Source organism: Pseudomonas sp. IT-P74, assembly GCF_949768175.1.
In the GTDB taxonomy this organism is placed as follows: Bacteria; Pseudomonadota; Gammaproteobacteria; order Pseudomonadales; family Pseudomonadaceae; genus Aquipseudomonas.
In genome coordinates, this window is sequence record NZ_CATKQD010000081.1 from 1 (window position 1) to 271 (window position 271).

1 pseudogene is annotated in these 271 nt (G+C 63.8%); it reads left to right on the forward strand.

Going from position 1 to position 271, the window contains the following annotated elements:
- A pseudogene (locus ACM6J5_RS25935) lies at positions 1–271 on the forward strand (NAD(P)(+) transhydrogenase (Re/Si-specific) subunit alpha); the annotation flags it as partial.

The following is a 271-nucleotide window of genomic DNA, read 5'->3' on the forward strand; positions in this document are numbered from 1 at the left end:
CAAAATGGCCGAATGCGGCATTACCGCCTTTGCCCTGGAAGCCGCGCCTCGCACCTCCCGCGCTCAGAGCCTCGATGTGCTGTCCTCGCAAGCCAACATCGCCGGCTATAAAGCCGTGTTGCTGGCCGCTCACCACTATCCGCGTTTCATGCCGATGCTGATGACCGCTGCGGGCACCGTGAAAGCGGCGCGCGTGTTGATCCTTGGTGCCGGTGTGGCCGGCTTGCAGGCGATCGCTACGGCGAAACGCCTGGGAGCGGTGATCGAAGCA